General features: G+C 42.3%; 26 protein-coding genes and 2 tRNA genes. 15 read left to right on the forward strand and 13 right to left on the reverse strand.

All coding sequences use genetic code 11. From position 1 onward, the window contains the following. Window positions 1-16: 16 nt before the first annotated feature. From ACSSS3_RS05260 to ACSSS3_RS05275, 4 genes are all read left to right on the forward strand, one after another. A complete protein-coding gene (locus tag ACSSS3_RS05260) occupies window positions 17-445 on the forward strand; it encodes a 2TM domain-containing protein (RefSeq protein ID WP_442846696.1) in 429 nt (142 codons plus the stop codon). A 6-nt stretch (window positions 446-451) separates the two neighbouring features. Further along, window positions 452-946 (forward strand): dihydrofolate reductase, encoded by a 495-nt coding sequence (locus ACSSS3_RS05265; RefSeq protein ID WP_442846697.1) that lies wholly within the window; start codon window positions 452-454, stop codon window positions 944-946. After that, a complete protein-coding gene (locus ACSSS3_RS05270; RefSeq protein WP_442846698.1) occupies window positions 927-1,775 on the forward strand; it encodes a fructosamine kinase family protein in 849 nt (282 codons plus the stop codon). Before ACSSS3_RS05265 ends, ACSSS3_RS05270 begins: the two co-directional genes overlap by 20 nt. Window positions 1,776-1,866: 91 nt before the next feature. Further along, window positions 1,867-2,367: a pyridoxamine 5'-phosphate oxidase family protein gene (locus ACSSS3_RS05275; RefSeq protein WP_442846699.1), complete on the forward strand. Its 501-nt coding sequence runs from the start codon at window positions 1,867-1,869 to the stop codon at window positions 2,365-2,367. A gap of 4 nt (window positions 2,368-2,371) precedes the next feature. On the opposite strand, the gene ACSSS3_RS05280 is transcribed toward ACSSS3_RS05275, so the two are convergent. Next, the gene (locus tag ACSSS3_RS05280; RefSeq protein WP_442846700.1) at window positions 2,372-2,734 is read right to left on the reverse strand and encodes a hypothetical protein; all 363 of its coding nucleotides are present in this window, start codon (window positions 2,732-2,734) and stop codon (window positions 2,372-2,374) included. Window positions 2,735-2,836: 102 nt separating this feature from the next. Here ACSSS3_RS05280 and fabD point away from each other — a divergent pair, with 102 nt between their 5' ends. Further along, on the forward strand, window positions 2,837-3,718 hold the full coding sequence (gene fabD, locus ACSSS3_RS05285) for an ACP S-malonyltransferase (protein WP_442846701.1): 882 nt from the start codon (window positions 2,837-2,839) through the stop codon (window positions 3,716-3,718). Window positions 3,719-3,810: 92 nt separating this feature from the next. Here the strand turns inward: fabD and ACSSS3_RS05290 are convergent, their stop codons facing one another. From ACSSS3_RS05290 to ACSSS3_RS05305, 4 genes are all read right to left on the reverse strand, one after another. Beyond that, on the reverse strand, window positions 3,811-4,038 hold the full coding sequence (locus ACSSS3_RS05290) for a hypothetical protein (protein WP_350355195.1): 228 nt from the start codon (window positions 4,036-4,038) through the stop codon (window positions 3,811-3,813). A 278-nt stretch (window positions 4,039-4,316) separates the two neighbouring features. Further along, window positions 4,317-4,520, reverse strand: coding sequence for a hypothetical protein (locus tag ACSSS3_RS05295; RefSeq protein WP_228229065.1), 204 nt, complete (start codon window positions 4,518-4,520; stop codon window positions 4,317-4,319). Between the two features lie 41 nt (window positions 4,521-4,561). Beyond that, window positions 4,562-5,305 (reverse strand): TIGR03915 family putative DNA repair protein, encoded by a 744-nt coding sequence (locus ACSSS3_RS05300; protein ID WP_442846702.1) that lies wholly within the window; start codon window positions 5,303-5,305, stop codon window positions 4,562-4,564. A 7-nt stretch (window positions 5,306-5,312) separates the two neighbouring features. After that, window positions 5,313-6,572, reverse strand: coding sequence for a putative DNA modification/repair radical SAM protein (locus tag ACSSS3_RS05305; protein ID WP_442846703.1), 1,260 nt, complete (start codon window positions 6,570-6,572; stop codon window positions 5,313-5,315). Window positions 6,573-6,743: 171 nt separating this feature from the next. On the opposite strand from ACSSS3_RS05305, the gene ACSSS3_RS05310 reads away from it, so the two are divergent. Further along, on the forward strand, window positions 6,744-7,511 hold the full coding sequence (locus tag ACSSS3_RS05310) for a LexA family transcriptional regulator (protein WP_442846704.1): 768 nt from the start codon (window positions 6,744-6,746) through the stop codon (window positions 7,509-7,511). A gap of 130 nt (window positions 7,512-7,641) precedes the next feature. Here the strand turns inward: ACSSS3_RS05310 and ACSSS3_RS05315 are convergent, their stop codons facing one another. Continuing rightward, window positions 7,642-7,875: a hypothetical protein gene (locus tag ACSSS3_RS05315; RefSeq protein ID WP_442846705.1), complete on the reverse strand. Its 234-nt coding sequence runs from the start codon at window positions 7,873-7,875 to the stop codon at window positions 7,642-7,644. 7 nt (window positions 7,876-7,882) lie between these two features. Then, entirely contained in the window at window positions 7,883-8,110 is a 228-nt protein-coding gene (locus tag ACSSS3_RS05320; protein WP_228229070.1) for a hypothetical protein, read from the reverse strand. Window positions 8,111-8,267: 157 nt separating this feature from the next. Here ACSSS3_RS05320 and ACSSS3_RS05325 point away from each other — a divergent pair, with 157 nt between their 5' ends. After that, a complete protein-coding gene (locus ACSSS3_RS05325) occupies window positions 8,268-8,924 on the forward strand; it encodes a DUF2461 domain-containing protein (protein ID WP_442846706.1) in 657 nt (218 codons plus the stop codon). On the opposite strand, the gene ACSSS3_RS05330 is transcribed toward ACSSS3_RS05325, so the two are convergent. Beyond that, a complete protein-coding gene (locus tag ACSSS3_RS05330) occupies window positions 8,906-10,147 on the reverse strand; it encodes a 3-deoxy-D-manno-octulosonic acid transferase (protein WP_442846707.1) in 1,242 nt (413 codons plus the stop codon). The two genes, ACSSS3_RS05325 and ACSSS3_RS05330, sit on opposite strands and share 19 nt — an antisense overlap. Window positions 10,148-10,378: 231 nt before the next feature. Between ACSSS3_RS05330 and ACSSS3_RS05335 the strand changes: the two genes are divergently transcribed. Both ACSSS3_RS05335 and ACSSS3_RS05340 read left to right on the forward strand, forming a co-directional pair. After that, entirely contained in the window at window positions 10,379-11,512 is a 1,134-nt protein-coding gene (locus ACSSS3_RS05335; RefSeq protein ID WP_442846708.1) for a DegT/DnrJ/EryC1/StrS family aminotransferase, read from the forward strand. Between the two features lie 11 nt (window positions 11,513-11,523). Next, window positions 11,524-12,795 (forward strand): amidohydrolase family protein, encoded by a 1,272-nt coding sequence (locus tag ACSSS3_RS05340; RefSeq protein ID WP_442847403.1) that lies wholly within the window; start codon window positions 11,524-11,526, stop codon window positions 12,793-12,795. 5 nt (window positions 12,796-12,800) lie between these two features. Here ACSSS3_RS05340 and ACSSS3_RS05345 read toward each other — a convergent pair whose 3' ends face one another. Continuing rightward, the gene (locus ACSSS3_RS05345; protein WP_442846709.1) at window positions 12,801-13,361 is read right to left on the reverse strand and encodes a nitroreductase family protein; all 561 of its coding nucleotides are present in this window, start codon (window positions 13,359-13,361) and stop codon (window positions 12,801-12,803) included. Between the two features lie 206 nt (window positions 13,362-13,567). Here ACSSS3_RS05345 and ACSSS3_RS05350 point away from each other — a divergent pair, with 206 nt between their 5' ends. Further along, entirely contained in the window at window positions 13,568-15,526 is a 1,959-nt protein-coding gene (locus ACSSS3_RS05350) for an OmpA family protein (protein ID WP_228229075.1), read from the forward strand. 60 nt (window positions 15,527-15,586) lie between these two features. Here ACSSS3_RS05350 and ACSSS3_RS05355 read toward each other — a convergent pair whose 3' ends face one another. Both ACSSS3_RS05355 and ACSSS3_RS05360 read right to left on the reverse strand, forming a co-directional pair. Continuing rightward, window positions 15,587-18,256 (reverse strand): AsmA family protein, encoded by a 2,670-nt coding sequence (locus ACSSS3_RS05355; RefSeq protein WP_442846710.1) that lies wholly within the window; start codon window positions 18,254-18,256, stop codon window positions 15,587-15,589. 51 nt (window positions 18,257-18,307) lie between these two features. Beyond that, a complete protein-coding gene (locus tag ACSSS3_RS05360; protein WP_442846711.1) occupies window positions 18,308-19,039 on the reverse strand; it encodes a queuosine precursor transporter in 732 nt (243 codons plus the stop codon). 129 nt (window positions 19,040-19,168) lie between these two features. On the opposite strand from ACSSS3_RS05360, the gene folK reads away from it, so the two are divergent. After that, complete coding sequence (folK, locus tag ACSSS3_RS05365) at window positions 19,169-20,263, forward strand: 2-amino-4-hydroxy-6-hydroxymethyldihydropteridine diphosphokinase (protein ID WP_442847404.1); 1,095 nt, start codon at window positions 19,169-19,171, stop codon at window positions 20,261-20,263. 3 nt (window positions 20,264-20,266) lie between these two features. Here the strand turns inward: folK and ACSSS3_RS05370 are convergent, their stop codons facing one another. Together ACSSS3_RS05370 and ACSSS3_RS05375 are read right to left on the reverse strand one after the other, a co-directional pair. Further along, complete coding sequence (locus ACSSS3_RS05370; RefSeq protein ID WP_262908928.1) at window positions 20,267-20,401, reverse strand: hypothetical protein; 135 nt, start codon at window positions 20,399-20,401, stop codon at window positions 20,267-20,269. 114 nt (window positions 20,402-20,515) lie between these two features. Next, window positions 20,516-21,055: an RNA methyltransferase gene (locus tag ACSSS3_RS05375; RefSeq protein ID WP_442846712.1), complete on the reverse strand. Its 540-nt coding sequence runs from the start codon at window positions 21,053-21,055 to the stop codon at window positions 20,516-20,518. A gap of 168 nt (window positions 21,056-21,223) precedes the next feature. On the opposite strand from ACSSS3_RS05375, the gene mutS reads away from it, so the two are divergent. From mutS to ACSSS3_RS05395, 4 genes are all read left to right on the forward strand, one after another. Beyond that, a complete protein-coding gene (gene mutS / locus ACSSS3_RS05380; RefSeq protein ID WP_442846713.1) occupies window positions 21,224-23,851 on the forward strand; it encodes a DNA mismatch repair protein MutS in 2,628 nt (875 codons plus the stop codon). 89 nt (window positions 23,852-23,940) lie between these two features. Continuing rightward, window positions 23,941-24,015 (forward strand) — tRNA-Gly (locus tag ACSSS3_RS05385). 42 nt (window positions 24,016-24,057) lie between these two features. After that, window positions 24,058-24,141 (forward strand) — tRNA-Leu (locus ACSSS3_RS05390). Window positions 24,142-24,417: 276 nt separating this feature from the next. Further along, window positions 24,418-25,017, forward strand: a complete 600-nt coding sequence (locus ACSSS3_RS05395) for a hypothetical protein (RefSeq protein WP_442846714.1) — start codon at window positions 24,418-24,420, stop codon at window positions 25,015-25,017. The last annotated feature ends 50 nt before the right edge of the window (window positions 25,018-25,067 follow it).

Raw genomic sequence — 25,067 nt, forward strand, 5'->3', positions numbered from 1 at the left:
CATTTACCCTATAACTATGTTCTCAAAAAAACAGGAAAGTTCCAAAATTGATCCGGAGCAGCGCGAACTCATCGAGTATGCGCAAAAACGGGTTAAACAGAAAAAAAACCTCTTCAGACATTTTATTGTTTTTCTGGCAGGCGGTGTGCTCTTTATCATTCTCAATAAGTTTCTTGATTTTGGTTCGGCATTCCGGCCGGCTTCGGTAGACTGGTTTGTATGGGCAGTGTTGATTTGGTTCTTCCTGTTTCTTATACACGCCTTAAATGTGTTTTTGCTCAATTCTTTTATGACTAAAAAATGGGAAAATGAGCAATTAGACAAACTGGTAGCCAAACAAAAAGCCAAAATTGCCAAACTTCAGACAAAAGCAGAAAACGATCATCCGCTTCCTAAAAGCAACTCGGGCATTACCTCTGCAACAGACCGACCTTTTAATTCCTGAACCCCTATGATTACCCTTATTGCAGCAGCAGCCGAAAATAATGCCCTTGGTAAAGACAATCAAATGATCTGGCATTTGCCCGATGATTTCAAACGCTTTAAAAAGCTTACCTCCCATCATTACATCATTATGGGTAGAAAAACACTGGAGTCTTTTCCAACTCCCTTACCCAATCGCACCCACATCGTCATCACCAGACAAGAAAATTATCAGCCAAAATTTGAAGGCGTTCTTGTGGCCAAAAATCTGGAAGAAGCACTCAAAATGGCTGAAAAAGAGGAGCAAATCTGGATAATTGGCGGTGGAGAGATTTATAAACTTGCCCTGGAACCGGCAACGCATATAGAACTCACCCGTGTTCACGGCAGCTTTGAAGCAGACGCTTTTTTTCCTGAAATTGATCCCGACAAGTGGGAACTGGTTTCAAGCGCGTTTCACGATACCGATGAGCGGCACGACTACGCATTTACGTACCTCACTTATGCTAAACGAAAATCTTAAAAAACACCTTTCAGACCATTTAGACCAAAACATCACAAACACCGCAGCATTGACAGGAGGTGATATCAATGATGTCTACAAAATAGATACGGTTACCAAAAGTTTTGTGGTTAAAGTAAATGATGCCACAGCCTTCCCCAATATGTTTGAGTTGGAGAAACTGGGGCTTGAAGAGCTTGCAAAAACCAAAACCTTTCGAATCCCCGAAGTATTGCATACCGGCACTTTTGAAGATCAAAGTTTTCTGATTCTCGAATATATAGACGCTGCGCCCAAGGCCGAAACCTTTGACCAAAGCTTTGGCGAACAGCTTGCTGCAATGCATCGCAACACGGCGGCCTTTGGCTTTGTAAAAGATAATTATATAGGCAGTTTACCACAAGCTAACACCGAGGAGCCCGATGCGGTTTCGTTTTACATCAATCAACGTCTTGAACCTCAGTTTAAAATGGCCCGCGAACGCGGCTATTCGTTCGAGAAATTAGATCCTTTTTACAAAAACATCGAAAGCCTGATTCCAAGGGAACCCGCTGCGCTAATTCACGGCGATTTGTGGTCCGGTAATTATATGGTAAGCGAAGCGGGTAAACCCGCACTCATTGATCCCGCTACCTGCTACGCCCCGCGGGAAATGGATTTAGCCCTGATGCAGCTCTTCGGCGGTTTTTCTTCCCTTACTTTTGAAGCTTATAATTCTTCCCACCCATTAACCCAAGATTGGGAAAGCCGTATTAAACTCTGGCAACTTTACTACATTCTGGTTCACGTAAATCTTTTTGGCGGTCCTTATTATGCTTCCGCGAAAGCGATACTTAAGCAGTATTTGTAGCCTTAACAAACTTTAGTTTTTTGACCGAAATAATTGGCTTCAAATTAAAGTTTCCAAATACGCCTTCGCTGTACCTTTAAAAGAAAAAATCATGAGTACCGAAAATTTAAAGAATACCGAAGCCCTTAAGAAATTAAAAAAACTCGCAACCTCAATTGACTTTGCCTTCTTGGCAACAGACCTTAAAAACCAGCCCATTGATGCAATACCCATGTCTACAAAGAGGGTTGATGATGACGGAAGCATTTGGTTTTTGAGCAACGCAAATAGTGATCACAACGCAAATATTCAAAATGACCCTAAAGCGCAGCTATTTTACTCAAAGCCAGGAGATTTTGAATTTTTAAGCGTGTACGGTAAGGCTGAGATTACGCGTGATCGCACTATTTTAGGTGAATTGTATGGTAAAAGTGACGACGCCTGGTTTGATGGGAAAGACGATCCTAATTTAACTGCGATTAAATTTAGACCCATCAGCGCTCAGTATTGGGATTCAAAATCCAATAAACTCGTAAGCCTTTTAAAAATGGCCTACGGAGCCGTTACGGGAGAAAAAACAGATTTAGGAGAAACCGGATCATTACAAGTTTAGGCTGCTAATCTTCCGTTGTGATTAAAACCAGCGTACGATTTCCAGGTGAAGGATAGCCCATAAGGCTGTCTATAGATTTTACAAAATGCAGGCTAAGCAGCTGCTGCAGAATACTCGTTTTATAATCTTTAAACTTCTGTAGTGACAAATACTGGCCATCTACTACAAATAGATAGCTAAGCGAATCTGGGCGCGTAAGTGCGTATTCTAACTGCATTGTTGCCTCCTTAAGCGCAGCCTTTTTACCCTGATAATACCAGGTATCTTTGGGCGCAGTGGTAGAGAGCATCAATTCGTCTGGCTTTTCTGTTTGTGCGCAAACAGCCAGAGAAAAACTGAGGAAAAAGATGAGCAGTGTAAATTTCATAATACAGATTTCAGATTTAAATGTAGGGATTTTGAAGAAGCTTTTAAATTTCTAAATACCTAATGGTATGTGTATTTTTGCATTAACTAGAAAAATCAAATTATGAAAGCATATATTTTCCCCGGACAGGGAGCACAATTTACAGGAATGGGTAAAGACGTTTATGAAGCCTCTGCCACAGCCCGTGAATTGTTTGAAAAAGCTAATGAAATTCTGGGTTTTGACCTTACCAAAATTATGTTTGAAGGCACCGCCGATGAGCTTAAGGAAACCAAAGTTACGCAGCCTGCTATTTTTTTACATTCGGTAGCTCTTTTTAAAGCATTGGGATCAGAAGCCACTCCGCAAATGGTTGCCGGGCATTCGCTTGGTGAAATTTCGGCGCTTGTTGCTAATGGGGTTTTAGGTTTTGAAGACGGTCTACGACTTGTAGCCCAAAGAGCGCAGGCTATGCAAAAAGCCTGTGACCACGTACCTTCGACTATGGCAGCAATTTTAGGTCTTGAGGACGCACTTGTTGAAGCCGTATGCGCCGACGTAGACGGAGTTGTAGTCGCTGCAAATTACAATTGCCCCGGCCAGCTCATCATATCAGGAGAAATTAAAGCGGTTGAAGAGGCCTGCGAAAGACTCAAGGAGCGTGGGGCAAAACGCGCACTTCTGCTTCCTGTAGGCGGTGCATTTCACTCGCCTCTTATGGAGCCTGCGCGTGAAGAACTTGCTGCTGCAATTGAGAAAACCACATTTAGCGAACCCAGCTGCCCTATTTATCAAAATGTAAGCACCACTGCAGTAACCGATCCTGCTGAAATTAAAAAGAACCTTTTATTCCAATTAACCGCTCCGGTAAAATGGACTCAAAGTGTTGAAAATATGCTTAAGGACGGTGCTACTCAATTTATAGAAGTTGGCCCAGGTAAAGTGTTGCAGGGTCTGGTCAAAAAAGTAGATCGCAATGCAGAGACCAGCAGCGCTTCGGTGTAACACGCCAGAGTGTATGGCGGTTAAATAGCACTATTTTAAAACTAAAAAAGCCCGGTAAAACCGGGCTTTTAATATATTTCTCTAAGAAGAGATTACATGTTGTCGTCGTTTCCTTCAACTTCATCTTCTACTTCCTGAGCACCTTCTTCGATTGCATCTCCGGTATCTTCAGCAGCTTCTTCAACAGCATCACCTGCATCATCCATAGCATCACCCATGTCGTCAGCAGCGCTTTCCATTGCATCTTCAGCTTTTTCTTCAGTTGTTTCGCGACAAGCAGAAACAGAAACCATTAGTAAAAGTGCGAAAGCACTAAACATAAATTTTTTCATAATCGTATTAAATTTAATTAGCGTTAATTGCTGTCAAATGTATATAAATTAATGAGGCTTATTCTTAATTTTTATTAAATTTTTTAACGAATTATATTTTTGATAAAAATTGTGCAACACATAAATTAATTTAATGATTATAAGTGGGTTGAATTTTATTTTTTCAAAATTCCGAAGTATTACCCAAACTAAAAAGCACCTTAAAATTGAATTTTAAGATGCTTTTTTACGGTTTAATTGCGTTGAAAAAGGCTTTCTAATATTAATTACATATCATCGTTGCCCTGAATCTCATCGTTGAGTTCATCTGCTCCTTCCTTAATTGCTTCCCCTGTTTCTTCGGCCGCATCCTCAATATCCTCTCCTATGGCTTCTACCGCATCTTCGGTTTTTTCCTGAGTGGTTTCTCTACACGAATAGGTTGTGGCCAGGATTGCAAGCATCGCAAAACTTAAAAAAATACGTTTCATAATAATGGTTTATTGTTTAAACTAAAATTACTCTTTTCTCTTTAATCGGGATTTTTTTCATTTAAATATTTCCAATAGCGTTTGGGAACGTGCCTTAGGTGCAGTTTCTTATTCACCCTGCTTTTAATCCCGGTACTTTTAAAATAATCCTGCCACATCGCATCATAGCCGCGTTCTTCTTCGTGGATGATCGCGTTTAAATTATTTAGACGGGCAGCATCAAGACTTATAAATTCGGTTTTGTGAAGATCGTAAAAGATGCCGTAGTCACGCTTCAGATCATAAATCACAAAAACCTGATCTGCATATCTGTTTTTAAAATGTTTGGCAATAAGCGGCAACACATTGAAATCAGGTTCTATGACTGCGATATAGGTATCATCTCTAGCCCGCTTAAAACGCACAAAAGCCTCCATGCGATGCTTCTCACGGCCTACCTCTTTAGTCCAGTTTGCCAATTGCAAAATTGCAGGATGCCCGTAATCTTTTTCATTTTTGGTTTTGAGCACATAGCGCACGGCTTCCAGAATACTCTTTTCGGCTCCTGCCGCTTCTCTCAAATAGGCTTTATAAATCATCTGTTTTAATAAACTAAAAGAGCTTAGCCCCTGCCATACGCGATCTGCCTTATTTGCGTCGGTATACACCCTAAGATCTTCACTAAAAAAATCGGGTTGCAAACTGCTTACAGGAATTATAGCAACGTCCTGCAGGCGCTCTTCATACACCTGAAAAATTGCGGTTAACAAACCCTCAAAACTTCCGTCATAAATGAGTCTGGTCATAATTGCTTTAAAATAATTGCAATTGCTGGTTATACATTTTCTGATATTTGCTTTGACTGCTTTGTAAAATCATGCTTTTGATGCGTTGCGGCTCGAGATCCCTGCGCTCCCAGTCTTTAGAATCGCACACCATAAAATACTTGGCCCGGTTCATCGCAATACCTATTGCCTTAAGATGTTCCCAATTGAGCTTTCGGTATCTGCGTGCATTAATAATTTTATAAACCGATTTCATCCCCAGTCCCGGAATGCGGGCAAGCATGCGCTTATCTGCCTTGTTAACATCCACCGGAAAATGCTGCAGGTTGCGCAGTGCCCAGCTGAGTTTAGGGTCTATATCCACATCCAGATTGGGATGGTCTTTATTTAAAAGTTCGCGCACATCAAACCCGTAGAACCGCAACAGCCAATCTGTTTGATACAAGCGGTTTTCCCGAAGCATCGGCACTTCGGTTCCCAATGCCGGTAGCCTGTTATCTTCCAAAACAGGAACATAACCCGAATAATAAACCCTTTTCATCTTGTAGGTGCTGTAATAATGCACGGCACTGTACATAATGTCTTTGTCACTCTCCCCGGTTGCCCCCACAATCATCTGGGTGCTTTGACCCGCAGGAGCATAAACCGGTGTTTTCCGGAATAGTTTTTTCTCGGCCTGATAAATGGAAATGCTATTCTTTACCGTTTCCATAGGTCTTATAAAATCCTTATGATCTTTCTCGGGAGCTAATAATTTAAGCCCGGAGACCGTAGGGATTTCTATATTTATGGAAAGTCGGTCTGCATAAAGACCGGCCTCCTGCATCAACTCATCACTGCATCCGGGTATGGATTTCAGGTGAATATACCCGTTGAAATTTTCTTCGAGGCGCAGTTTTTTGGCTACCGCAATAAGCCGTTCCATCGTATAATCAGGACTTGAAAAAATACCGCTGCTCAAAAACAAACCCTCTATATAGTTACGCCGGTAAAAATTGATGGTAAGATCTACAACTTCCTGAATTTTAAATCCTGCACGTTTGATGTCATTACTCTTTCGGCTTACGCAATAGGCGCAATCAAAAATACAATGGTTGGTAAGTAAAATTTTGAGCAGTGAGATACAGCGACCATCTTCGGTGTAGCTGTGGCAAATGCCCATTCCACTACTGTCGCCCAGACCTTTATTTGTATTGGTGCGCTTGCTGCCGCTGCTGGAACAGGACACGTCGTATTTGGCAGCATCTGCAAGGATATTCAGTTTTTCGCGAAGGCGTTCAAAATTCATAATTTAAAAGTCTGGCAGATTAAGGTTTTGGCTTTCAGGCATTGTAATAATCAAATACCATTGTGCCTGCAATCGATTCGGAATATTTACGAAAATAAAGAATTTTTCCGTATTACGGATTTTTTCCTAACTTTAAATAGGATTTTTTCCAAATAATACTATTTTTACGTTATGGGAATCAACGATGTAACCGGCGATATTCGCCGATTTAAACAAATACGGGAAGAACAAAACCTTACGCAAACCGAGTTTGCCGAGGCTTTAGGCATTAAAAATTCTACCGCAGACATAGAGCGCGGAAGAACAAAACTTTCCGGTCAGGTAGTAACCGAGTTGTTGCGCCTGTACAATGTAAATCCATTATGGCTTTTTGGTTACAGTAATCAAAAGCTGATTCACGCCGGTAAAGGGGATGTAAGCCCAAAAGTGGTAACGGTAGACTCTGCAGATCAGGAAAACCTGGTTATGGTTAACCAAAAAGCTGCTGCCGGATACCCGCAGAATGTTCAGGATGTGGAGTGGTACCAGCAGTTACCGGCCTTTGATTTACCGCTTCCGCAATACCGAAACGCCACCTATCGCGGTTTTCAGGTTGAGGGAGACAGTATGTTGCCAAATTTTATGCCTGATGACTGGGTGCTGGGCAAAGCCGTTGCCAGCATGAACGAGGTAACGTCCAACAAGGTATATGTGGTGGTCATGCCCGATGCCGTTGTAGTTAAAAAACTTCAGAAATTACCCGATCCTTCAAAAGTTCTTTTGATTTCAATTAATCAGGAATACGTGCCTTACGAGGTTCAGGTGAGTGATATTCAGGAATTGTGGCAGGTAAACAGCAAACTTACCTTTAATCTTGATGCCCCTTCAGAAAGCAGTTTGTTGCGCGAATTACAACAGGGAATGGAAGAATTGAAAAACCAAATGCGCAACCTGCAATAACCCACTAATAGAAGCCCGTCGGGGCATGCTTTTTTAATTTCAAGGCAAGCATCAGTATAGCCTTCTTGCGATACCCATAAAAAACCACCGGAAATCCGGTGGTTTTAGTACTAAGTGATGATGATTGCGACTAGTTGTCTATCTTTATTTTGGTTTCGCCGTCGGCATCCTCCTTGATTTTAACCTCTTTGTCATCAGTTTCCATCTTGAGTTTGTAATCCCCGTCGTCTGATTTTTCTTTGATGTTAGCCCCATCCTCTTTCATTTCTTCAATCAGTTTTTCCTTTTCACTTTTTTCGCGACAGGATGTTACTGACAAAGTTAAACCGAGAAGAACTACTGCTAAATAGCTATAACGTTTCATAATCTTATTATTTGTTATCGTCTCCGATGTTATCGATTTCCTGATCAATTTCTTTATTGACTTCCTCATCTACTTTCTTGGCAGTACGCTCCAGAATGCCTTCACGTTCTGCGGGTTTCTCAACTTCAACTTCTTTTACTATAACCGTTTCTTTTTCCTTTTCTTCGGCTTCCCTACATGAAAAAGTTACTAAAGCAGAAAGGCTTAAAGTCAAGAATAAAATTGCCTTTTTCATAATTAATTAGGTTTAATTCAATGTTCAAAAGTAGCAGGATTTTAATTGTGTTGGTTTGTAACAATTATAAATGATTGCCAAAACTAGCCTAACAATGCGTTAAATACGAGTGTTTTAAGGCTTTTCCAGAGGTATTCCCAGTATTTTTAAAGCAAAAATGAGCTTTTACAAATTGTATGATTTTCTACGGGAGTTACAGAAAAACAATTCAAAAGAATGGATGGATGAACACCGTAGCTACTATCACGAGGTACGTGATTTTTACATCGCCTGGCTGAACCAAATGGATATGAAACTTGCTGATGTGGACCCTGATTATCATCCTACAACGGGCAAGAAAGCCATAAACCGCATCAATAATAACTTACTATACCATCCTAATAAACCCATCTATAAAGATCATTTTGGTGCCGGTCTTGATGTGGCTCCCAATCACGGGGATTTTTACATTCATCTGGGCACTTCAGAAAGTTTTATAGCAGGCGGGTTTTATAAACCGAAGAATGAATTACTGCATAGTATAAGACAAGCACTCGATTACAATGGAGAAGAGTTTATTGAAATTCTTGAAAAACCCTCGTTTAAAGAGAAATTTGGCAGTTTAATTGATGACGGCGACAGTCTGAAAACAGCCCCCAAGGGTTTTTCTCAGGAACACAGGTATATTGAATTATTGCGCATGAAGTCCTTTGCCGTACAGTATGACCTTACTCAGAAAATTGTAACAGGCGACGATTTTGAAGAAATTGTGATCGATGTTTATAAAGAAATGCTGCCCTTTCGCAACTATCTTAATCAGGCGGTGAGTGTCTGAGAGTTGAGATAATCTAAAATTGTTTTGGTTGCCCCGGTTTGGCTCGATATAAAGTGCCCGGCTATCATCCCGGTTTGTTCCCGGAAGGCTTTATCAGCTATTAGTTTATTTAAAACAGAATTTGCTTCGTCAGGATTTGACACTGTAAATAATCCTGCTAATTTCCGCAGATCCTGAGCCTCCTGAAACTTTTCGATATGCATTCCGGTAACGATGGGAATACCAAAGGTTGCCGGTTCGAGTATATTATGCAGACCTGTGTTACCGGCAGCCCCGCCTACATAGGCCACATCTGCATAGTAGTAAACTTTGCTCAAAAGCCCCACATGGTCCAATACCAAAACACCTGCAGATCTCAGCTGGTCTTTGTCGTAACCGGAATACTTCTGCGTCTTACGCTTAAGTTGTTTGATAAAACGATCTACTTTTTCTGCTTCAATTTTATGTGGAGCGACTACGACCTTAGCCGCGGTATTGTTAATAAAATCGATCAACAGCTTTTCATCTTCAGGCCAGGTACTTCCGCAAACCAGAAGCACTTGATCCTGCCTGAACTCCTCAATAAAATCAAGCCTGTTATCGTAGGTGCGCTGGCGGGCGACGCGGTCAAAACGCGTGTCTCCACTCACTGCGGCATTGGAATAACCTAACTTATTTAGTGCCCTTAGCGATTCTTCATTTTGCAGAAAAAAATAGTTAAATGCGCTTAAAGATGATTTCATCCAGCTGCCGTACCATTTGAAAAACGGCTGACTTTCTCTAAAAACTCCTGAAATCAATAGCGTTTGCACCTTTTGTCTTTGCAGGGCGTGAAGGTAATTAGGCCAAAACTCATATTTGACAAAAATCGCAAGTATGGGCTTAACGAGACCTACAAATTCCCGGGCATTTGCAAGCGTATCCAGAGGCAGATAGGTCACCACATCGGCCAAAGGAGTGTTTTTGCGCACGCTATATCCCGATGGGGAGAAAAAGGTAAGAACGATCTTCGCTGCAGGATAGTTTTCGTGCAATCCCTCAAGTACGGGCACCGCCTGTTCATATTCCCCGAGGGACGCGGCGTGAACCCATATCACCTGATCATCGGCAGGAAGATCTGACCTCAGTTTATAAAAAACATTCCGGCGCACCTGCCTGAATTCCTTCAGCTTAGCACTAAATAATCCCAAAACCGGCAAAAGCCATTCAAAGACCTGTATAAAAAAAGAATAGAGCTGTCGCATACCGGTGTAAAAGTAGCCATTTCCACAAAAAAAGCCGTTGGGTATAGGGTGCAGATTTCGTACTTTCGTAAACCGAAGATTTTCTTACTTACAGGCATAATTGCTATTCTGAATACTATTTTTTCGGCACCAAATAAATCTATACCAGCCTCTAAAAGGCCTCTAAATTATTGACCAAGACCAGCCCGAATCAGCTTATGCTTTTAAAGGGGATGGCAAAATTTTGACTCGATGAAAAAAATTCAAATGGTTGACCTTAAAGGTCAGTACGAACCCATAAAAGAGCAGGTAAACCGCTCTATTCAAGAAGTTATTGATACCACCGCATTTATAAATGGCCCTGAGGTTCACGGTTTTCAAAAAGAACTTGAGGAGTATTTAAATGTGAAACACGTCATCCCCTGCGCAAACGGTACCGATGCGCTGCAGATTGCGATGATGGGTCTGGGGCTTAAACCCGGCGACGAGGTAATCACGGCCGACTTTACGTTTGCCGCCACGGTAGAGGTTATTGCCCTTTTGCAACTTACACCCGTACTCGTTGATGTGAATCCTTACGGTTTTAATATTGATGTCGAAGCTATTAAACGAGCGATCACACCCAAAACAAAAGCTATTGTACCGGTTCATCTTTTTGGTCAGGTTGCCGATATGGACGCCATTATGGAAATTGCAAACGAGCACAACCTTTTTGTTATTGAAGATAACGCTCAGGGTATTGGCGCCAATTACACCCGCAGAGATGGTTCAAAAGTAAAAACAGGAACCATAGGTCACGTAGGCAGCACTTCGTTCTTCCCCTCAAAAAATCTGGGATGCTACGGCGACGGTGGGGCAATATTTACAAACGACGATGATTTGGCCCATACACTTAGAGGTATTGTAAATCACGGCATGTACGAGCGCTACCATCATGATGTGGTAGGCGTTAACTCACGATTAGATTCAATTCAAGCTGCAGTGCTTCGGGCTAAATTGCCGCATCTGGATACCTATAATACCAAACGTCGTGCAGCTGCGCGAAAATATACCGAAAGGCTAAGGGATCACGCCAAAATAACAACTCCGCTTATTTGTGAGATCTGTGATTGCCATGTTTTTCATCAATACACCCTTAGACTGAAGGATTGCGACCGCGATGGTCTTGTAAAGCATCTGAATTCAAAAGACATCCCTTGCGGTGTGTACTATCCCATACCGCTGCACAGGCAAAAGGCATACACAGACCCGCGTTATAATGAAGCCGATTTTAGTGTGACCAACCAGCTTGCAAAAGAAGTTATTTCATTGCCGATGCATACCGAACTGGACGATGATCAGATTGCATACATCTGCGACAGCATCCTCGAATACCTCAATGCCTAACATCTGAAATGATGCGCAACGTACTTGTTTTTTCAGCTCTTCTATTAGTCTGCTTGAATGCTTTGGCACAAACCACTTACATTCAGGCCGGCAACATTCTGGATGTAAAATCCGGTAAAATGCTGAGCGAAAAAACGATTGTAGTAACAGCAGATACGATTGTACAAATACTTGACGGTTACAGGTCTGGGGAGGGCAGAGTTGTAAATCTTCAGAATCAAACACTTTTGCCCGGTCTTATCGATATGCACGTGCATATTGAAAGCGAAACCAGCCCCACAAAATATCTGGAAACCTTTACCCTTAACGATGCCGATGTGGCTTACAATGCGCAGCTCTATGCACAAAAGACCTTAATGGCCGGTTTTACATCGGTTAGAGATTTGGGTGGCAGCGGTGTTAATGTTTCGCTTCGTAACGCGATTAATATGGGTAAAGTGATTGGGCCGCGCATTTTTACTGCCGAAAAAGCACTAGGCACTACCGGTGGCCATGCAGATCCTACAAATGGCTATAAAAAAGAGCTGATGAGTGATCCCGGCCCGAAGGAAGGCGTGGTTAATAATGCAGACGATGCCCGCAAGGCTGTGCGCCAACGCTATAAAAACGGAGCAGACTGGATCAAAATTATGGCTACCGGAGGGGTACTCAGTGTCGCTAAAAATGGGCAAAACCCTCAGTTTACCCTAGAAGAAATTGAAACCATAGTACAAACCGGGAAAGATTATGGTCTTCAGGTTGCTGCGCATGCGCACGGTGACGAAGGTATGCAGCGCGCCATTAAAGCCGGTGTTAAAACTATTGAGCACGGTACCCTTATGAGTGAAGAAACGGCCGACCTGATGATCAAATACAACACCTATTATGTCCCTACGTTAAGCGCAGGTAAATTTGTCGCAGACAAAGCGCTCATAAAAGGCTATTACCCGGAAGTGATCGTTCCAAAAGCTCTTGAAATAGGCCCGCAACTTCAGAAAACATTTGCGATGGCCTATAAAAAAGGAGTCCCTATTGCCTTTGGTACCGATGCCGGAGTTTTCCCTCACGGGGAAAATGCTAAGGAATTTGGCTATATGGTCGAGGCCGGGATGACTCCGCTGGAAGCTATTCAAAGTGCAACCACCATCAGCGCGCTGGTGTTGCAGGCTGAAAATGATTTAGGACAAATAGCCCCGGGCTTTAAAGCAGATCTGATTGCTGTTAAATCAAACCCGCTGGAGGACATCAATACGCTTAACGAGATAAGCTTTGTGATGAAAAACGGAGAGGTTGTAAAACAATAATCCTTTTAAAACCAGGTGATTTTCTCTTCAACCGGTTCCCGGTCCCCATCGGGCATCGGCGCATCGTAGGCACCTAAATAGAAAAAACCAAGGCAGCGTTCTCCTTCGGCCAACTGCAATTCTTCTTTCATATCGCTGATGTAGCCCGGTGAACTCCAATACCCACCCAGACCTAACTGGCCGGTCATCAGCCACATATTTTGTACTGCCATGGCCGTTGCGGCGATCTCTTCCCATTCCGGCACCCGATCTTTGAGATCACGCTGCATACAAATGGCGATTACAGCACCGCTGCTCATCACTTTTTCAACACTTTTTTTCAGTTTAAAAGCAGAGTATGCCTTTTCTGGAGTAGTTCTGGTATAGGCAGCGCTCATTTTTTCCGCAAAAAGCCCTAAAGACTCATCTTGAAAAACCTTAAAACGCCAGGGATTGGTCTGGCGATGACTGGGTGCCCAGTTTGCAGCCTCGAGCAACTCTATTATTTGCTCTTTGCTTACAGTTTGGCCCGTAAATTGGTTTGGAAAAACAGAACGGCGATTTTTAATTGTCTCAGAAAGTTTCAATATTCAAAAGGTTTAAATAATTAGGTCAAAATTACTAAATGCTACATTCAAAGCTTCTAAAGTCTTCCTGTTTCAGTCTAAAACAATGATAAACAGGAAAAACCCCCTTAACATATAGACGTTTTTTACGTGTAAAATCTCATTAATTCCATTAATTTCGTGATATTTACAGCCCCTAAATCTAAAATTGAATCTATTTAAATGCTATGCAGGTCAACTTCAAAATACTGCTGATTACGCTGTTAATTTTCAGCGGATTACATACTCTTAGTGCGCAAGAGAAAGAATTAAGTAAAGCAGATAAAAAATTCGAAAGCTACGCCTTTATAGACGCACAGAAGATTTATTTACGTCTTGCAGGCGAAGGCTATGAATCTCCCGAACTTTTTCAAAAGTTAGGCGATTCCTATTATTTCAATGCCAAATACGAAGAAAGTGCCCAATGGTACGGCAAACTGGTTAGCAAATTTCCTGAAGCCGTCTCTCCCGAACATTTATTCAGATATGCACAGGCTCTAAAGGCATTACAGAATTACAGTAAATCAGACGAGATCATGGAGGCCTTCAGAATTGCAAAAGGAGGCGACAGCCGCGCTGAGCTTTTTGAGGAAGAACCCGATTATCTGGAGGACATCAGTTATTCAGACAGTGATTATGATGTTGAAAATCTACGAAGAACCAACTCCAGATATTCTGATTTTGGCCCTATGTTCTATGAGAACAAGCTCATTTTTGCATCATCCAGAGATACCGGAACTACCAAAAAATATGTACATAAATGGAATAACGAGCCTTTTTTAGATTTCTACCAGGCTCCTATTGATGTGGAAACCGGAGATCTGGGTACGGTCGAAAAATTTGCGGAAAAACTCAATACACGCTATCACGAGTCTTCACCCACATTTACCAGTGACGGAAGAACCATTTACTTTACCCGAAACAACTATGCCCAGGGCGTTAAGCGTACCGATAAAAACGGTACTATTAGACTTAAAGTCTACAGGTCTGAAAAGCGTGGCGACAGCTGGTCTGATCCTGTAGAACTACCCTTCAACAGTGACAATTACTCGGTTTCTCACCCGGCCTTAAGCCCCGATAACAAGAAGCTTTATTTCGCATCAGATATGCCCGGAACTACCGGATTTTCTGACCTTTGGGTGGTTGACATTTTGGGAGACAACAACTACAGTGAACCCCGTAATCTGGGTCCTAAAGTAAATACCGAAGGTCGTGAGAACTTCCCCTATATCAGTAAAAAAGGAAATTTATACTTTTCTTCTGACGGAAGACCGGGTCTTGGCGGACTTGACATTTACGTTGCAGCAACCCGTAAAAACGGAGATATCGCTTACATTATCAACCTTGGAAAGCCCATAAACAGTCCGCAGGATGATTTTGCCTTTATCGTAGACGAGTTTAATAACGTGGGGTATTTTTCTACCAACCGTTATTTTGGTATGGGAGGCGATGATATTTTCAGATTCACCCGCACTATAAAACCGATACCTGAATGCCGTACAAGCATCGTGGGTACCATTCGTGATGCACAGACGCTTTTACCAATCCCCACAGCTACAGTGAGTGCGCTTGATCTGGATGGCAATGTTCTGCAAACTACCGAGGTAGATAAAAACGGCAAATACGAGCTAAACCCACTGTGCAATACCGAAATCTTAATCAGAGCCGAGGAGCCTGAGTATTACTCTGCTGAAGAACTGGTCACCTCTCCAATGGAAAATAAAAGCATAACGGTTGATCTCAATCTGGAGCCGCGCATAACGCGCATCAACCCTGGTGATGACCTGGCAAAATTGCTTAAACTAAATCCTATTTATTTTGATTTTGACCGCTTCAACATCAGACCTGATGCCGCTCTCGAACTGGTGAAGGTTTTAGCTGTGATGGAATCTAACCCTACTCTTGTGGTCGAAGTACGGGCACATACAGACAGTCGTGGCCCCGATGCCTATAACCTGACTCTTTCAGATAAGCGGGCTAAAGCTACTGCAAATTATATCGTAAGCAGGGGGATTGATCCTTCACGGATTAGCGGACAGGGCTTCGGTGAAACACAACTTAAAAATGAATGTTCTAACGGCGTCGAATGTACCGAAGAAGAACATCAACTCAACAGACGCTCAGAATTTATCGTAATCGATTATTAAAAAAAACGCTTCAGGCTATAAAACCTGAAGCGTTTTTTACTTCAACTAAAACCTTGCGGCTTAATTGTTTGATTTTGTAGTGTCCTGTGCTGTTTTCTTTTTTCCAAACAAACCACCCAGCACGTCTTTAACCGCTTTGGAAGTTGCATTTTGAATTACCGAATCCCTTTGCGTTGTGGTTTTACCGGTGTTCCGGGTTGTGTCTCCCGGTTTTACAGCACCGCCCAATACTCCGCCTAAAACATCTTTGATTTTAGATTCGGCCTGCCGCCCCAATTTATCTTTTTGGGTCGCAACAATTTGTTGCGTAAGACTGGATACGGCTTGCTGAGTGTTAATCCCCACCTGCGGGTTTGTAAAGGTTCCGGTGAGTTTTACAGGCAAATCTACCGTGTATTGCTCCAGATTTTGATTGCTAAGTCCAGCCAGGGCGCCTCCCAGTTTTGAGCCCAGATACGTACCGGGCACTCCAAGATCTAAGGTATAATTCATCGTATTTTCTAAACTATGGGTACCGCTCACCCCAACCCGTATACCTTTAATATTAAAATCGAAAGGCTTAACGGTCACCAGACCATCCTTAAAGCTGAATTGTGTTTTTAAATTGCTGAGATCAAGCCTGTCGAGATTTATAAATTCGAGATTGGTATCAAGCATTTGCAGCAGTTTCATCTTATCCGGATCAACTTCTACCGTTAGCAATTGCGCCAAAGCGTTACCTGCAAGACTCGATAGAACCGGGGTCAGGTCATCATTCAGGTTTCCATTTAAGGTTATGTTAGTATTCAAAGCGCCCTGAAGCGCCCTTGCTATAGGCGCCAGTTGCTGAAACATCTCTAAACCTTCAAAAGATTCACTGATATTTACACTGTTCAGGCTCAAATCCATCCCAAAAGTTGGGGTTGTAGTTTTTGTACTTACATTTCCGGTAAGTGCAATTCTTCCGCCAAAAAGATCTGACTGAATGTTATTCAAACGGGCGGTTTCATCAGCGACCGATATATTTCCCTTAACATTGCTAAGCGTAATGTTATCGTAAATCACTTTACCCGCCGAAAAATCAATTCCTGCATCTAAAAAGGATGGGATTTTGATAGCCGTCTGTGCCGAAGCCGCGGTTGTTGCAGCAGGCTTTTCAGCGTTTGCAGGAGATGTTTCAACCACGCTGAAATCAGCCAGATCAACGGTGTTTGAATTAACCGTAAAACGGCCTTTAAGCTTCTGCTTAGACAGTAAAAAAGGTATCAGGTTTTCTATGCTACCCTTAGCTTTGAGATCGGTTTTACCTGTTTGTGCTTCCAAATTCTGAAGGCTTATAGTCCCGGGATTAAAACTCAGGTTAGCCTCGGCTACATTAAGCGCATTGGGCAACTCTGGAGAAACATATCTAAAATCCTTCAGACTGGCTGTCCCGTTGCTCTTGATGTTTTGGTACTGCTCTTTATCTACACTTTCCATATCAAAAGACGTGGTCATATCTACAGTGAGTAACCCATTAATATCCTGCTCCAATTCCAACGGATAGGCCTGTTCCAGATTGGCAAGATTGAGTTTGCCTTTAAGAGCAAGGTCTATAAGCGGATTTGTGGTGAGCCGTTTAATGGTTCCCTTAGCATTAAAAACATCCTGATCTATTCTGAAATTAAGATTATTAAGGCCTAAATAGGTATCGTCAACGTTACCGGTCTCATTGACAATGCGGGCGTCGATGATGATGTCCTGAACGGTTTTGGGCAGGTTAGGATATTTAAACGAGGCGTTGTTTGACTGAATCTCAATATTAAGCATCGGGATACGTTCTTCATCAACAATTCCATTAATACGGCCATTTACCACAAAATCTCCGGTAGTAGTAACCCCATCCAGGTTTTTTGCGTAGACCTCCGGAATGACTTGTAAGAAGTTTTTAAAATCACTTGAGGGGGTTTTAAACGACAGGTCAAGTTCATTGTTGTTCTCATTTACCTGCACCCAGCCTTCAAATACTAAAGGAAGCTGATTGACCAAAGCTTCATTTTCTTTAAACGTGTAACGCTGCTGAGGCAAATTCATTTCGATCACAGCATCTAAGGCGATCTTGTTTTGGTTTAAATAATTTACGCCGTCAAAATCGAAGGACGCCAAAGCATTGGTTGTAGTGTTCAAATTAGAAACATCAGCCGAAAAATCACCACTCCCCTCGTGGTTCACTTCGCTAAGCCGCAGGTAGGTTTTTGTGCTTTCGTCGAGATAATTTATACGCGAGTTGGTGATTGCATATTCCTGCACTTCAAAAGTAAAAGCCCCAGATTGATCTGAAAGGGTATCATTAACCGCATTAGGGTTCTCTTTGGCAATATCATAATTTGCATTACCCAGACTGTCGATTTTGATATTTATAAAAGCGCGCTCCAGCGCAATCGCATCTACCGCAATAGGCTTATCGGTTGAAGTCTTAAACAGTTGCTTTACGCCCATTTCCAGCTCAAGCAACTCGCCCGCTGCCAGCGTATCGCCTGCAAAAGGCTCCCTGTTGATTACCGTAAAGTTTTTTACCTGCACCGTCGCATCGGGAAAACTGCTAAACAAAGTGAGATCAAACTCTTCCCAGTCAACCGTCGCATTGAGGTTTTGATTGATAGCCCGTTTTAATAAGTCTTCAAGCTGACTTCTAAACAAAAACGGAGCGGCAATAAGAGCGATAATAAGCACACCCAAAACAATGGCCACTATTTTCAGTATTTTTTTCATAAGTTTTAAATTAAAATTGCACGATCTACACTCCCTTTGCCAGGCTCTGCCTTAAAGGTTTTCGATCTGCTGATGGTATTTTATATCATTTCCTATCTCCTCACCGGGCGCCAGTTTAAACCGCTTTCTGAATAAATAAACACCCAGATATAAAAAGGGTGTATCACAAACGGCTATCAGCACTTTAAACAGAAAACCGCTAAGCAGCAATGTCCCAAAAAGAGCCCAGTCTATTTTACCAAAGCTACACAACAAGAGTAATACCGTAGCCGTATCGATAAATTGACTGAAGAAGGTTGAAAAATTATTTCGCAACCACAGGTGCTTACCTTTAGTAAGCTTTTTCCAGAAGTGAAACAGCTGTATGTCAATGTACTGAGCAAAAAGATAAGCCATCATAGAAGCCAGTACAGCGACAACCGTAGCACCAAAAACTTTATCAAACAACGCATTGTCTACAGGCGACCACTCGGTTGCGGGCACTATTGCAGAGGTATACACGATAAGCAGCGAAAAGACTGAAGCAAAAATCCCGGCTGTCACGACCTGATTAGCCTTTTTCTGACCGTAGATTTCACTTATGAGATCGGTTATTAGAAAAGTAATGGGATAAGGCAGGATGCCTACAGATATTTCGAAGGTATACAGGCCGAAAAAATCCCAGTAAAAAAACTTTTGAAATATGAGGTTAGAAACTACCAGAGAACAAATAAATAAAGCTCCCAGTATAAAATAGATTCGATAAGCTGCAAGTGCATCGCGCTGGTTTAAGGTCTCTTGCATGAATCTCTTCGTATTTGCGTATTGGTTCTGTTCAAAATTAGCAGAATGTAAAGGGCTTTTACTTAAATTGCTCTTAAAATATATTAAGCACCCATTCCTATTAACTCACTACAAAACATCTATTTATCGCTGGGAAGCAATCAGGGAGATCCCTTTGAAAACCTTCAAAAAGCCGTTGATGCTCTATTTGCGGAAATAGGCAGCATAAAACAGATTTCACCGGTTTACCAATCGCAATCCTGGGGCTATGATGGGGCAGATTACCTCAACTGCGCACTTCATCTGGGAACCCGCCTTACAGCAGCAGAAGTAATCAACACCTGTCTTAAAATTGAAAAGGAATTGGGACGCGAACGCGAAAAAAACTCGGGCTACGCAGATCGCAGTATAGATATTGATCTTATTTTTTACGAAGACCAGCAACTCAATACTCCCTCGCTGATTCTTCCGCATCCCCGAATGCATTTACGTAATTTTGTTTTACTTCCGCTTTGCGACATAGACAAAGAACTGAAACATCCTGTTTTGGGCCAAAGTATGGAAGACTTGCTTAAAGCATCGCCAGACCCCGCTCACCCTGAGAAGCAATCCCGAAGGCTCAAAAATCCGCAGGATGACTACAGCCTAAATACTTTTAATTACATAACCATAGAAGGAAATATCGGCGCAGGGAAAACCACACTGTCTACGATGATTGCTCAGGATTTTAATGCCAAATTGATTCTGGAGCGCTTTAAAGACAATCCCTTTTTACCCAAATTCTATGAAGATCAGGCACGTTATGCATTTCCACTCGAAATGTCATTCCTAGCAGACCGCTATCAGCAATTGCTTGACGATATAGGCCAATACGATTTGTTTAAAGATTTTATGATCGCCGATTATGACAGCTATAAGTCACTCATCTTTGCACGGGTAACCCTTGGGGAAGAAGAGTATGCACTTTATAAAAAGCTGCACCAGATCATGTATAAAGAACTGGTAAAACCAGATCTGTATGTGTATCTGTACCAAAACACAGAACGCCTTCTGGAAAACATTAAAAAAAGAGGAAGAGATTACGAACAGAACATCTCTGAAGACTACCTCCTCAAAATAAATCAGGGCTATCTAAACTGGATAAAAAACAAAGCTCAAAACAACGTTAGAATCATTGACATTTCTGAACTTGATTTTGTAAAAAATCGCGCGGACTATCTCAGCGTCCTGAAGCAACTTATTTAGCTGCTATTTGTAATACAATATGGCCAATAAAACGATCATTACCGCAGTTGCGATAAGCACGCCCACAGCAATGCCCAGCTTGCGGCCATCCTTGCTGCCTCTTTGGTAGGAGGCATAGTGAAAATCATTAGCTTTCATAAGTCGGGTATTTAAGTTGGTAACGCAAATCTTAGGCTTAAAATTGTGACTTACACGGTTTTTAAAGAAACTTTAGCAAAGCTTTATGATTATTAACAATAATTTACCTATTCTCTATTCTTTCAGCACGGTGTTAACGTAAAAATCCCACAGCACTATCCCTGCGCTTACCGCGATATTGAGTGAGTGTTTAGTCCCTGATTGCGGTATTTCAATGACATAATCAGATTGATTTACGACCTCCTGCCCAACACCTTTTACCTCATTACCAAAAATAATAGCATAGTGCTTTTCGGGCTCAATCTTAAATTCATTCAGCATAACGGCTTCTTCAGCCTGCTCGACCGAAATCACAGTATAAGCCTGCTCTTTGAGTTCCGCTACAGCCTCTGCCGTGGTTTTAAAATACTTCCACGCTACAGATTCGGTAGCTCCCAAAGCGGTTTTAGAAATATCCTTATGCGGCGGCTGTGCACAAATACCGCATAAGTAAATGGCTTCGATCAAAAAGGCATCTGCGGTTCTAAATACCGAACCTATATTATTGAGGCTTCGAATATTGTCAAGAACCACCACTACCGGACTTTTTCGCGAAGACTTAAACTCGGCAACCGTTTTGCGCTCGAGTTCGCTGTTTTTTAATTTTCGATTCATGCTGCAAAAATAGCTATTCGCGTTTACAATACAGGAGTGAAAAGAAGAACAGCTTAAAGCCTTTACATTGTTGAAAAAAAACAATAACTCACGTCTACTTAAGCCTGTTGTAACAAGCTGATTTTTTAATTTTAGCACATTCGCTAACGGGCAAAACACGCAGTTTTTATGGCTAAAAAAAGCAAAGACAAAGGGGTAACGCCTTTGATGAAACAATACAACGGGATAAAACAAAAATACCCGGATGCCTTGCTTTTGTTTAGAGTAGGTGATTTTTACGAGACCTTTGGTGAAGATGCAGTTAAAGCTGCCGGAATTTTAGGCATCATACTTACCAACAGAAATAACGGCAGTGAACGCACCGAACTGGCCGGTTTTCCGCATCATTCGCTCAACACCTATTTACCCAAACTGGTAAAAGCCGGTTGCCGGGTTGCCATATGCGACCAGCTTGAAGACCCAAAAACCACTAAAACCATCGTAAAACGGGGCGTTACCGAACTCGTAACGCCCGGAGTTGCTTTAAACGACGAGGTACTTCAGGCCAAAAGCAACAATTTCCTGGGCGCCCTTCATTACGGCAAAAGACTGCTGGGATTATCGTTTCTGGATGTCTCAACCGGTGAATTTTTAACGACTCAGGGGGACATAGCCTATATTGATAAACTGCTTCAAAATTTCAACCCCAGCGAATTGCTCATCAGCAAAAAGCGTAAAGCAGATTTTAAAGAAGATTTTGGCACAGATTACCATTTGTTTTATCAGGAAGACTGGGTTTTTCAATCTGATTTTGCTTACGAAAGCCTCAACAAGCACTTCAATACCAAAACACTTAAAGGTTTTGGCATAGAGCATCTTGAGGAAGGTATTATCGCAGCAGGGGCTGCACTGCATTACCTGAGTGAAACCCAGCATCACAAACTGCAGCATATTGCCCGCATAAGCCGTATTGCAGAAGACGCCTACATCTGGATGGACCGGTTTACGATAAGAAACCTGGAGCTCTATCAGGGCACTTCGGCAAAAGCCATTACCCTGCTGGATGTTATTGACAAGACCATCTCTCCTATGGGATCACGCCTGCTCAAACGCTGGCTGGCCCTTCCGCTTAAATCGATACCCGCAATAGAAGAGCGCCTCGAAGTAGTAGACTATATGCTGAAGCAGCCCGATTTCTACGAAAAGCTTTCGCAGCACATTAAAAAGATAGGCGATGTCGAACGGCTTATTTCAAAAGTTGCTACTGCGAAAGTGTCGCCCAGAGAAGTGATACAGCTTAAGAATTCGCTTGAAGCTATGGTCCCCATCAAAGCTCTGGCGTCTCAGGCTCAAAATGATGCGCTTAAAACACTTGGAGACAAAATAAACAATCTGGAGCATTTGCGCTCTAAAATCAAGGAAACCCTTAATGAAGAAGCGCCCGTAAATGTGCTTAAAGGAGATACCATTGCCACCGGATTTCACGAGGAACTTGATGAATTACGCGGTCTTGCCACCAGCGGAAAGGATTACCTGGATCAAATGCTTCAGCGCGAAACCGAACGCACCGGAATTACTTCGTTAAAAATCGCATCAAACAACGTATTTGGTTATTATATCGAAGTTCGCAACACCCATAAAGACAAGGTTCCCGAAGAATGGATCCGCAAGCAGACCTTAGTAAATGCCGAGCGCTACATCACCGAAGAACTCAAGGAATATGAAGCTAAAATTCTGGGAGCCGAAGAGCGCATTCTTAGCATAGAACAACAACTTTTTGGGCAGCTCGTATCCTGGATTACCCAGTTTATAGAGCCGGTACAAACCAATGCCAATACCATCGCCCGCCTGGATTGCCTGCGTTCCTATGCATGTCTGGCAAAAGAAAACAACTATGTCAGACCCGAAATTGACGAATCGTTTGATCTGGAAATCAAGGAAGGCCGTCATCCGGTTATCGAAAAGCAGCTCCCACTGGGAGAACCCTATATTGCAAACGACACCTTCTTAGACCGTAAGGAGCAGCAGATGATTATGATTACAGGACCAAACATGTCCGGTAAATCGGCTATCCTGAGGCAAACGGCATTGATCGTACTCCTGGCTCAGATGGGAAGCTTTGTTCCCGCACAATCTGCACGCATAGGCGTGGTAGACCGCATATTTACCCGGGTGGGAGCCAGCGACAACATCTCTATGGGCGAATCTACCTTTATGGTAGAAATGAACGAGACAGCCAGTATTCTAAACAACCTTTCCGAGCGCAGCCTGGTTCTGCTTGATGAGATTGGCCGGGGTACCAGCACCTATGACGGAATTTCCATTGCCTGGGCGATAAGTGAGTACCTGCACGAGCATCCGGGAAGACCAAAGACCCTTTTTGCCACGCATTATCATGAACTCAATGACATGTGCAAGACCTTTGAGCGCATCAAAAACTTCAATGTTTCGGTAAAAGAGCTTAAAGACAACGTGCTCTTTCTGCGAAAACTTGTTCCGGGAGGCAGCGCGCACAGCTTTGGGATTCACGTGGCCAAAATGGCCGGAATGCCCCAGCAGGTTTTACACCGCGCCAATAAAATGCTCCTTCAGCTCGAGAATTCAAACCGGAAAGAAGATCAAAAATCTGCGCTTCAAAAAGCAGCCGATGATGAAATGCAACTGAGCTTCTTCAATCTTGACGATCCGCTTTTGGAGGAAATAAAAGACGAAATACTTCATACTGATATAGATACGCTCACCCCGGTTGAGGCCCTGATGAAACTCAATGAGATCAAACGTATGCTCGTGCGCAATTCAAAAAACAAGGTTTCGTAATCAATTTTATTTTTTTAGGAATTTTGCTTTGCAGATTGAAGAAATCTTGTAAATTTGCATCCGCATTAGACAATTGGTCTAGCACATATGCGAAAGTAGCTCAGGGGTAGAGCATCACCTTGCCAAGGTGAGGGTCGCGGGTTCAAATCCCGTCTTTCGCTCCAGTAGAAACTCCATTTGAAATGGAGTTTTTTTTTAAAAGCCCGGCTCGGGTGGTGGAATTGGTAGACACGTTGGACTTAAAATCCAATGAACATTAGTTCGTACGGGTTCAAGTCCCGTCCCGAGTACTTAAAACCCTCTTAATCATCTGATTGTGAGGGTTTTTTTGTCGTTCTATTTGTTAATGTTTTAAAAATTATCAAATATGTAAAAGTTTACAACTTAGTGTGAAATCTAGCTTTTGTATATTTGTAAAAATAAATGCTTAAAACTGAGAAAAATTAATTTAAAGACCGGATCGCCCCTGCCAAATTCCGGATTTAGACATGTCATTCAATTTCAATTGCCGGCACTGTAGAACTTTAAAAGTCTCTAATTGCATATCCTAAATCCAATCTCCTTTTATGTTTTTTTCAAAACTGTTTAAACGAAATGATACCTTAGATAAAAACATGGAGCGCCATCTCCTGTTTGCTCCTAATTATCTGATCACCACCGAAGAACTTACCAGGGCAAAGCGCTATATTTTTGGAGGGCATTCTATACTTGTTATCGAAGAAACATCAGAAGGAAAGGGACTTTACTTTGTACGCAGCCGCACTTCAAAATCAAATAAATTTACCCCCGAAACCGATAACCAAATTCATATCGGGTTTCAATCGATCAAAGACCAGCACTATATCATTTTTGGCCTGCGGCAGGAACTTACAGCTCTTCAACCCGGAGACCAGATCACTTTCAGCTTTAAAAATGAAGAGGAGCTCGATCTAAAACTGGAGTTACCCTCTGAAAATTTCGGTGAATCCAAAAAATACGCCTGCAACCTGCGTGCGCAAATCTCACCGGAAGAAGTTGAACTTTTTAAAAGCCGACTAGTCCACAGCTACAGCGCGAAAAAGAGTGATGGTAAAGAATTGGGCGAGTCCGAATTAGACAAAGACTTCAGCCGAAAGCTGAGAGAACTTTCCCAGACTTACGCATTTTGCCTGAGACACTACTACTAATTACTCCTTTAGCCTTTATTTTAAGGGCATTTTAAACACGAATTGAGTAA

The organism is Leeuwenhoekiella sp. H156 (genome assembly GCF_052218455.1).
GTDB classification, from domain to species: Bacteria; Bacteroidota; Bacteroidia; order Flavobacteriales; family Flavobacteriaceae; genus Leeuwenhoekiella; species Leeuwenhoekiella parthenopeia.